Origin of the sequence: Roseivirga sp. UBA1976 (assembly GCF_002336325.1) — a bacterium.
In the GTDB taxonomy this organism is placed as follows: Bacteria; Bacteroidota; Bacteroidia; order Cytophagales; family Cyclobacteriaceae; genus Roseivirga; species Roseivirga thermotolerans.
This window is the reverse complement of the sequence record NZ_DDDQ01000133.1, coordinates 1-9,308: the sequence shown is the minus strand read 5'-3', so window position 1 is coordinate 9,308 and position 9,308 is coordinate 1. Positions and strand designations below refer to the sequence as shown.

The following is a 9,308-nucleotide window of genomic DNA, read 5'->3' as shown; positions in this document are numbered from 1 at the left end:
TGGAGGTTCGACTCCTCTCGTGCGCACTTAAAACCCGGAAATTCCGGGTTTTTCCTTTTATGGCGGCAAGGCCTCAAATACCCTTGTGATACTTCCTTAGCAACTATTTATATCGGCCCGACCATCTGCAGTGGTCTAACCAACCATTTACCTCTTACTAATCTTGTTTCCGGAAATCTCTCTCTGAAGACTACTTTTAAATTTATCGGAGGCTTGTAAAGCGGTATGCTTGGTCTTTCGCCCTTGAACTCTGGCTCTCCACATCCGAAAAGAACTCGCTTTCATCTCATTGCGCATTAAGGCAATCACCTCTTTTTCCGTCAATCCAAATTGATGCTCAATGGCCTCAAAGGGTGTGCGGTCTTCCCAGGCCATTTCTATTACTCTGTCAATTTCTTGTTCTTTCAAATTACCATTATCAGCCATGCCTATATAATTCGGTAACTCAATAAATGTTCAAAAAAAAGAACCCTGACGCGTATCGTCAGGGCTTCCAACCATCAACTTACCAATATCACTAAACAATGATATTCAAAATCATCTCGTTCTAAGCCTGAATGCCGGTTTAGAGTACACTCTCAAAAGAGGTTCTCAAAAGCATACTTTACAGTTTGTGACTGTGGCTTGAACAATGCAAAGATGCAACTGATTGTAAGCGGGTTCGCCAACTTAGATTACCTCGCGAACTGATCATTGTCATTTTTTTGCCGTTTAACACTTTTCAAGAAAATTTTGACATACATTTTTTTGTTATTTGTCACACATAGAATTAGATTCGTAAACGGTGCAAAAGCACCAAACTAAGAACTCAAAATAAAATTATGGCTCAAGTCCTATTGGTGGAAGACCGAGAGAATCTGAGGGAGCTTTTTTCTGAGCTAATTCAGAATTATTGGTTAGAAGAATCGGAATTAATGGTCGAATCGTGCTCGTTCGGTCAACTTCAAAATCAAATGTCATCAAAGGACTTTGATACCTATGTTTTCAATGTTGGCTTCAACAGCTCCGAAAACTATCGTCTGGTCAAACAACTTACTGAGTCTGGAAATTTTGAGAATCGAAAAATCATAGTTTGCTGCGGAATCACTCCTCCTGAAATTCAAAGCAGTGGCACTGCCGACATCCACTACTGCAAAGAAGACCGCTTCGTATCCGATTGTCTACCGCTTATTGTCAACAACCTGAGCGGAAGAATGAGCTAATCATTTGTTCTTTTTGATATTATACTGTTGCTCGTAAAACCGCATTATGGGTTGGAATGGGCCATATTTATGCTGCTCTGCCGGAAAAGTATCAGCCCAGGGTCCATAAGGAGTAGACACAGGCTTTAATTTTACATCGGGAAAATCGGCTTGAGCATTGTGTTTTTGGGGTCTTTCAAAACTATTGATGTAAGCCGCCACGTGATAGGCTTCTTCATCGGTAAGCACGGGTTTGTCATAGGTAGCCAGTAAATAAGGCATATTTGCTTTAATAAACTCAGCAGCGGTAATTACCCGATGCATACCGGCTCCATGATTGTACGAATCGGAGCCCCACAGCGGAGGGTACTGATACATCGTATTCTCACCGGCTCTTATTCCCTGACCATTTTCGCCATGACAAGCCACACAATAGCGTTTAAAAACAGCTTCTCCGATAGTTAAATCTGCTTTTATCTCCGGTAATTCCAGTGTAGTAAAACCTTTATACTTTTCTTCTTCTTCTTCCACCGGAACCTCTTCGCTCAACCACTGCATATAAGCCACCATCGCTTTCATTTCTTCACTATCAGCCGGCAATTTTATTCCATTCATGCTACGCTCCATGCAGCCATCAATGCGCTCAAAGAGTGAACCCTCTTTGTTTTCTCTGGCCCTGAACTGAGGAAATCGGTTATATACTCCCACAAAACTCCCTGCTCCGGCTTGGGTCCCTGCTTTTAGATGGCAGTTCTGGCAGGTTAGGTTATTTCCCGCAAATCGTTTAGACACATCCTCAGCCAACGGACCTATGAGTTCAGGTGTACGGGTAATAAGGTCATGCCCCAGCCTGATTAACCCGGCATTGGCTTGCTGATCTGACAGGTCTGTGGCTATGTCTCTGGGTCTCCAGGGTTCCGGCTCCACAGCTTTCTCATAGCTTAGCCATGCATCCGCCCACCCCAGCTGAGCCCCCAGAATTCCAGAAAAAGCAACTACCAGCAGTAAGCTGCAAAGCAACAACAACAGACGAATGCGAGCAAAGGCCGTACGGAACTCTTTCATACCCCTGAATTTCAATATTTTAAAATGAGACTCAAAGTGTTAGACCTCAGAAATTATAATTGAAAATAATGTCGGCATGAAAGAAGTCCGCCCGATTAATTAAGACATTATAGTTAGTCTGAATGTCTTCGGCCAGAAAGCGATAAGCAAGGTAAATCTCTGCAGTGATCTTACCATCTCCGGCAATGGGCTGGTAACGCAGGGAAGCGTCCCAGTGTACATGCGATGGTAAAGTATATTTGTTCTTCGGATAGTCGGTAGCCAATGGCATCTTGTTTTTTCCTATAGAAGTAAAGAAGCGATAGAGAGACTTATCCGTTACCCAAGACCTTTGCCACTTGAGCATTATGGCCCAAACATCACTCGCGCCTTCAACCCGGGTTCTGCGTTGAAACGTATAAAACGGCTCTCTCCCCCACTCCCGTGGCAACAGCAGTCGTCCATCCGCACCAATCCGGGATAGGTTCATCTGAAAAACATCTTTTTCCAAATGTTTTTCCAATCTGAGTCCCAGATACAACGCTAAATCATCCCTCTGATAAGTCAGGCTCTCAGCGGCATTGCCTCCATCCCTAAACGGTTTTGTACTATGGCCATTCCGGAAATGTTTATGGCCGGATCAGCCAAATGGAGCTTAGACTCAGCAATAAAAGTATTGGTAACGTTCGGCACAAAGTAATTCCAAAGATTCATAGAGGCCTTTTCGTTGAGTTGTTGCTGAACATTGGCAATGAGCATTAACCCGGCATCGATCTGCCCTCTGTATTGAGCAGTATTGCCATCAAAGTCCACTCCCGTTGCACCAACACCAATGCTCTCCCCTACCACCTCAAAGGCTCCAGAAAACCGGGGGGCAATCCTCCGGATTATTCCGAGTTGCCACGAGGTAGATTCTGCACTATAGTTTTCATACCAAACACCCTCCATAGCATTGGGAAAGGGCCATGGCTCCGGGTTAATGATGGGCGACTCTTTAGTAAAACGACCCAGCGTAAGAAACTGACTCTTAAACTCTAGTTCGGCATTCAGTACGGGAAGACTAAACTGCGTATTGCCGGACATAAGTCTATCGTTCCAAAGGTTGCCCTCATAAATGGGGCCCGATCCGGTTGCAGCATCTACACGCAGCAACCCGTCTTTAAAAGGTATATACACCCCATTGAACTGGGCCGAAAACTTTAACCAGGGCTTTGCCTTATAGCTCGCCTTCAGCATACCCTGACCAATCAGAGCATTGAAGTCCGCCAGTTCTCCACGGTTGTGGGTAGATATATAACGGCTACCCAAGACTCCTTTAATTGACAGAGGTGATTTGTTGGTCTCTTTCTGCGCTTTGCCTAAAAAAGGAGTGCTTAAAAGCACCAGTAAAAGAATGAATCGCTTTATCACTAATGTGGAAGTTTATGCTTGATGCGTCCATATACATAGGTTCCTAGCAAACCCGATGCAATGGCTACCAATATAACGAATACACCATTACCAACTAAAATAAACATTGGCCCCGGACAGGCGCCTGTCATGGCCCAGCCCAGCCCAAATATGATTCCGCCAATTAGGTAACGGGCTATTGAAAATTTCTTTGGACTTATAACAATAGGCTCCCCCGACAGGGTTTTCATACGGGTTCGTTTTATGATTTGGGTGATGATGATGCCGAGCACTACGGCAGAACCTATTACCCCATACATATGAAAAGCCTGGAATTTGAACATTTCATAGATTCTATACCAAGAGATGATTTCTGCCTTAGTGAGGGTAATACCAAAGACAATCCCAAGTACCAGATATTTAAGATATTTCATATGGCAACAGAATTAGAGCGTGAGTAAATGAGGGAGTAAAAGGTGGGTCATAAGTAAGCCACCAATAAAAAAGCCAATCACCGCAACAAGCGAAGCCGGCTGCAAATCACTTAGGCCACTAATGGCGTGTCCGCTGGTGCAACCACCGGCATAGCGCGTACCAAAACCGACTAAAAAGCCTCCTACAACAAAAAACACCACTCCTTTTAGCGAGAGTAGCGATTCAAAGCTAAAGAGATCGGCTGGCACAAAACCATTTCCCGGATTACTGATACCCAACGCTTTAAGGTCGGCCACAGTAGCATCGGAAATAGCCACTGAGGTGTCACTCATTAAGAACTGCGAAGCAATGAACCCTCCCAGTACCGTACCGGCAAGAAAAACGAGGTTCCAAAGTTGCTTGCGCCAATCGAAGGCAAAGAAATCGCACGACTTACCGGCACCGAATACAGAACATATATTTCTAAAATTGGCAGAAAGGCCAAAGCTGTTACCAAAATAAATAAGGGCGAACATGACAAAGGCAATAACCGGCCCGGCCACATACCACGGCCATGGCTGCTTAATAGCTTCTAACATTGTATTGATAAATTAATGGTTGGAAATAGTTGGAAAGAAATTCCGAACAAGGCCGGCCCCTAAAAGAGTTCATGTAGGCAGGCCGGCCTTGAGGGTTCTTGTTATCGGTTTATCTACTTGAGTGTAGAAGGACAGACATAGTCGGTAAGAGGAATACCAACTTCTCTTATGGCCTTTACTCCCCCTTGTACATCAATAATTTTGTCATAGCCACGAGACTTTAGTATCGATGAAAAGATCATGGATCTATAGCCTCCTGCACAATGGATGTAATACTCCGTGTCTTTCTCAATGCGATGCATTTCGTTATTTATAAAGTCTAAAGGAGTGTTTTTCGCCTTCTCAATATGTTCGGCCTCATATTCTCCCGGCTTACGCACGTCCAATACGTTGGCACTACCTTCCTCTAGCTTTTCCTTTAGCACCTCGGCCTTCACTGAGGTGATTGTATCTACCTCTTTGCCGGCTTTTTTCCAGGCTTCGATACCTCCTTCAAGGTAACCCAGGGTGTTGTCGTAGCCCACTCGTGACAAACGGGTAACTACCTCTTCTTCACGGCCCTCTTCGGCAATAAAGACAATAGGTTGTTGCAGGTCGGGGATCAGAGCACCCACCCAGGGGGCAAAGCTTCCGTCAACTCCAATAAAGATGGAATTGGGAATAAAGCCTGAAGCAAACTCCTGAGGTTTACGGGTATCCAATACCAGGGCTCCTTCGTGGTTGGCCATGGCTTCGAAAGTTTCTACATCGAGAGCTACCTTACCTCGCTCTAAAATTTTGTCTACACCATGCGTTTGGGCCGATTTATTCATGGCCACATTCTGGGCAAAATATTGAGGAGGGGGTAAAAGTCCGTCCGTCACCTCTTTAATAAACTCTTCTTTACTCATATCGGCTCTAAGTGCATAATTCACTTTTTTCTGATTCCCGAGACTATCCGTTGTTTCCTTGCTCATGTTCTTTCCGCAGGCCGAGCCGGCACCATGAGCCGGATACACAGTTACATCATCAGGGAGGGTCATTATTTTAGAGCGCAGGCTGTCATACAGCATTCCGGCAAGCATTTCCTGAGTAATATCACCTTTTTGAGCAAGGTCAGGGCGCCCCACATCTCCAATAAAGAGTGTATCTCCACTAAAAAGAGCCTGCTCTTTTCCTTTTTCGTCAATCAACAGAAAGCATGAACTTTCCAGCGTATGACCAGGCGTATGAAGTACTCTGATCTTCACTTTCCCGAGTTGAAACTCTTCTCCATCCGCTGCCTGGTGAATGGCAAATTCCGTAGTGGCTCCGGGACCATACACAATGGTTGCTCCTGTCTTCTGCGCCAGGTCGAGATGCCCCGAAACAAAATCGGCATGAAAATGAGTCTCGAATATGTATTTGATTTTGGCATTATTCTTTTCAGCCATATCCACATAAGGTTGGGTTTCTCTCAATGGGTCTATAATGGCCACCTCTCCATCGCTTTCAATGTAGTAGGCTCCCTGGGCCAAACATCCGGTGTAAATCTGATCTATCTTCATTGTTCTTTATTATCGTTGTAAACTCAATTTTCAGTTCGTATAGTTCAAAGTAAACATCTTCTACTTTTATCGGTGGTAACTAAAGTTACACTAGGTATTGCGCTGAGTTACCAAGGCCACTTTTTCATTGGCATACTCCCCGGAGAGGCAGTAGTTTACCGCATCGTTAGTGGTCAGAAAAAACACTTCGCTGGCTTCGCCTTCTACCAACCGGTTTCGATAGAAAGTATCTCTTACAGGGCCAATTACCTCTGCATAGAGAATACGTATTCCTTTTTCTGCCAACGAATCCATCAACTCCCTCAACCCAATTACACCAGTGGCATCTACATAGGCCACAGAAGCGGCATCGAGCACCACAAATTTAAGCTTGCCATCTCTTTTATGGACCTCTGCCAGTATTCTATCTTTAATGGTTTGAATGTTGACAAAGGCAAAAGGTGCATCAACCCTCATGACTAACAGTTCAGGCCAGGTTTCCACATCAACAAATCGTTTCACATTTCGGTATTCCTCCAATCCCTTTACTCTGCCCAACACAGCTATATGGGGATTGGCAGCCTTGAATAAAAGAATGAGGATGGAAAGCACTATGCCAGTAACTATACCGGGAACCATGCTAAATTGGAGGGTGACCAGAAAAGTAGCCAACAACAATCCAAACTCTATTTTGTTAGTTTTCCACAAAGTTCGGGCATAGCCCAGATCTATAAGCCCAGCCACAGCCACCATTATAATGGAAGCCAAAACTGCATGCGGCAAATGATAAAAGAGTGGGGTAAGAAATAACAGGGTTAGAGCCACTAAAACAGCCGAAATAATGGATGCCATTGGTGTATTGGCCCCTGCCTGATAATTAACAGCCGAACGGGAAAAGCCCCCGGTAACAGGATAACTTTGAAATAGGGACCCCACTATATTGGCCGCCCCCAGAGCAACCAACTCCTGATTGGGTACTACTTTGTAATTCCTTTTTTTAGCTTCTATGGCTTTGGCCACAGAAAAAGCCTCCATAAAGGCCACCACTGCAATGGTAAGCGATAGTGGCAACAACTTTTGAAAAGTCTCCAACGAAAGGTCGGGCATAACCAGGGCCGGCAAACCTTGCGGCACATCTCTTACAATACTCACTCCGCGGCTATCGAGTCCTAAAAGGCTTACCGCGGCAATACCAAGTACCACGGCCAACAATGCCCCCGGCAATTTGGAGCTAATCTTTTTACTGCCTTTTATAAGAAAAATACCCAAAATGCCTATCAGTAAGGTAATACTATGGGTATCGTTGAGTTTTCCTATGGCACTCCATAGTATTTTATATACCTGATTGCTCTTTTCTAACTCTACCCCCAAAATGTATTTGAGTTGGTTGAGCCCTATAATGAGTGCCGCAGCCGAGGTAAAGCCACTAATGACAGGTTTCGACAACAGGTTGGTAATAAACCCCATACGTATAAGCCCCAGCAAAAGCTGAGCAGCTCCCATAAAAAAGGCCAGCATGATGGCATATGTAATATACGCCTCACTGCCTTCAGTGGCCATTACCGATACTCCCGTAGCTACCAACAGTGAATCCATGGCCACCGGAGCAACCGATAGTTGCCTTGAGGTACCAAAAATGGCATAGATGAGTTGAGGCACTACCGAAGCATACAAACCATAGACGGGAGGCAGCCCCGCTATCAAAGCATAGGCCATTCCCTGAGGCACAAGCATAACCCCTACCGTTAAACCTGCAAACAGGTCACCGTTGAACTGCGACTTTTTATAATTGGGTAGCCAGGAAAGTATTGGTAAAAACTGCTTCACTTTATTCTGATTTAGCTGACACAAAAGTAGGCCGGCTCAGAAGCTGTAAAAGTAACTAAAGTTACGGAAGGCAGAAGCTACCATGGCTGGCTACCATTGGGTTTAAGGCTCAACCTAGCATTTTCTCTGCTTTGGAGGTGGCTTTACACACAAAATTGGCTCTCGGAGTGCCCGGCATCTCTGCCTTTTGGTGCTCGGTAATCGCACGGTCACCCTGCTTGTTTTTGCATATCATAGATTTTCCGGAAGGATTTTTAATAGCCTCAGGAATACTTAACTTGATCATAGCAAAATCTACCCTATGCCAACCTTAAGAATTATACTCCTTCTCATTTTTGCTTCTTTTTTAAGTTGTGAAAACACTAAAAATCAGACCGATGTAAAAATCCAGGCATCTTATAAAGACCTGACAGCTCTCTTCAAAAAATGGCGCACTTTTGAGCAGCCACCCTTGCACAATGAGGCTCCTGACTATAGAGAAACCACTTTTAACCAGAGGTGGAGTGAGTTCAAGAAGCTTCAAAACCGATTACTATCTATGGACACCACGGGCTGGAGCATTTCCGAACAGGTAGACTATCATATTGTTTGGGCAGAGATGAATGGCTATGATTTTAACCATCGCATATTGAAACCATGGCAAAAAGACCCAGCCTACTACAAAGTCGTTTGGATGGAACGAAGTGATGTGCCTGCCCATGAAGGCCCAACCAATCACGGCACCGTTGAGGTATGGACTTATGACTTTCCTTTGAGTGCGGATAAGAGAGATAGTTTTTTGAAAGGAATTCAGGCTATTCCTGCATTTAATGATCAAGCTAAAGAAAACTTAACCGGCAATGCCAGAGATCTTTGGATAGCCGGTATAAGAGACATCAAAACACAATCGGCCAACCTTGCCTCCATAAAAACAAGGGAAGGCATTCTGGCAGACGAGGAACTGACCAAGGCCATAGATAAGGCCATTGCATCTACAAATAGCTTTGCAGAATGGCTGGAGACTGAGTCAGCCAATAAAACAGGCCCTTCCGGCATTGGTAAAGAAAACTATACCTGGTATCTACAAAATGTACATTTAGTACCGCTGACCTGGGAAGATGAGGTAATGTTGTTGAAAAGAGAGCTAGCCCGAGCATGGTCTTCCCTCAAGCTCGAAGAGCACCGAAACAGAACTCTTCCGCAGCTCGAAGCAGTAAGCTCTCCTGAAGCCTACAATGAAATGGCCGAGCGGTCGGCCAAAAGCTTGCTTAACTTTCTGAATAATGAAGACATAGTAAGCGTTAAAGATTACTTTGCTCCAGCCCTCAGGGCCCATCTGGGAGAATATATTCCCGAAGAAAAGCGCAACT

The 9,308-nt window shown here is 44.7% G+C and carries 10 protein-coding genes and 1 pseudogene; 2 read left to right on the top strand and 9 right to left on the bottom strand.

Going from position 1 to position 9,308, the window contains the following annotated elements:
- Nucleotides 1–147: 147 nt before the first annotated feature.
- A complete protein-coding gene (locus tag B3763_RS13030) occupies nucleotides 148–426 on the bottom strand; it encodes a TIGR03643 family protein (RefSeq protein ID WP_286747105.1) in 279 nt (92 codons plus the stop codon).
- Nucleotides 427–821: 395 nt separating this feature from the next.
- Here B3763_RS13030 and B3763_RS13025 point away from each other — a divergent pair, with 395 nt between their 5' ends.
- Complete coding sequence (locus B3763_RS13025) at nucleotides 822–1,202, top strand: hypothetical protein (protein ID WP_189629624.1); 381 nt, start codon at nucleotides 822–824, stop codon at nucleotides 1,200–1,202.
- Here the strand turns inward: B3763_RS13025 and B3763_RS13020 are convergent, their stop codons facing one another.
- From B3763_RS13020 to B3763_RS12985, 8 genes are all read right to left on the bottom strand, one after another.
- Complete coding sequence (locus tag B3763_RS13020; protein ID WP_286747103.1) at nucleotides 1,203–2,246, bottom strand: c-type cytochrome; 1,044 nt, start codon at nucleotides 2,244–2,246, stop codon at nucleotides 1,203–1,205.
- A gap of 46 nt (nucleotides 2,247–2,292) precedes the next feature.
- Nucleotides 2,293–2,715 (bottom strand): hypothetical protein, encoded by a 423-nt coding sequence (locus B3763_RS13015; protein WP_286747101.1) that lies wholly within the window; start codon nucleotides 2,713–2,715, stop codon nucleotides 2,293–2,295.
- A gap of 74 nt (nucleotides 2,716–2,789) precedes the next feature.
- Nucleotides 2,790–3,635, bottom strand: coding sequence for a hypothetical protein (locus B3763_RS13010; protein WP_286747099.1), 846 nt, complete (start codon nucleotides 3,633–3,635; stop codon nucleotides 2,790–2,792).
- Nucleotides 3,635–4,048 (bottom strand): YeeE/YedE family protein, encoded by a 414-nt coding sequence (locus B3763_RS13005; RefSeq protein ID WP_286747097.1) that lies wholly within the window; start codon nucleotides 4,046–4,048, stop codon nucleotides 3,635–3,637. Before B3763_RS13005 ends, B3763_RS13010 begins: the two co-directional genes overlap by 1 nt.
- Before the next feature lie 12 nt (nucleotides 4,049–4,060).
- The gene (locus tag B3763_RS13000) at nucleotides 4,061–4,627 is read right to left on the bottom strand and encodes a YeeE/YedE family protein (RefSeq protein WP_286747095.1); all 567 of its coding nucleotides are present in this window, start codon (nucleotides 4,625–4,627) and stop codon (nucleotides 4,061–4,063) included.
- A gap of 113 nt (nucleotides 4,628–4,740) precedes the next feature.
- Nucleotides 4,741–6,153: an MBL fold metallo-hydrolase gene (locus tag B3763_RS12995; protein WP_286747093.1), complete on the bottom strand. Its 1,413-nt coding sequence runs from the start codon at nucleotides 6,151–6,153 to the stop codon at nucleotides 4,741–4,743.
- 90 nt (nucleotides 6,154–6,243) lie between these two features.
- Nucleotides 6,244–7,959: a SulP family inorganic anion transporter gene (locus B3763_RS12990; protein WP_189629618.1), complete on the bottom strand. Its 1,716-nt coding sequence runs from the start codon at nucleotides 7,957–7,959 to the stop codon at nucleotides 6,244–6,246.
- Between the two features lie 109 nt (nucleotides 7,960–8,068).
- Entirely contained in the window at nucleotides 8,069–8,245 is a 177-nt protein-coding gene (locus B3763_RS12985) for a hypothetical protein (protein ID WP_286747091.1), read from the bottom strand.
- Between the two features lie 15 nt (nucleotides 8,246–8,260).
- On the opposite strand from B3763_RS12985, the pseudogene B3763_RS12980 reads away from it, so the two are divergent.
- Nucleotides 8,261–9,308 (top strand): annotated as a pseudogene (locus tag B3763_RS12980) (hypothetical protein); the annotation flags it as partial.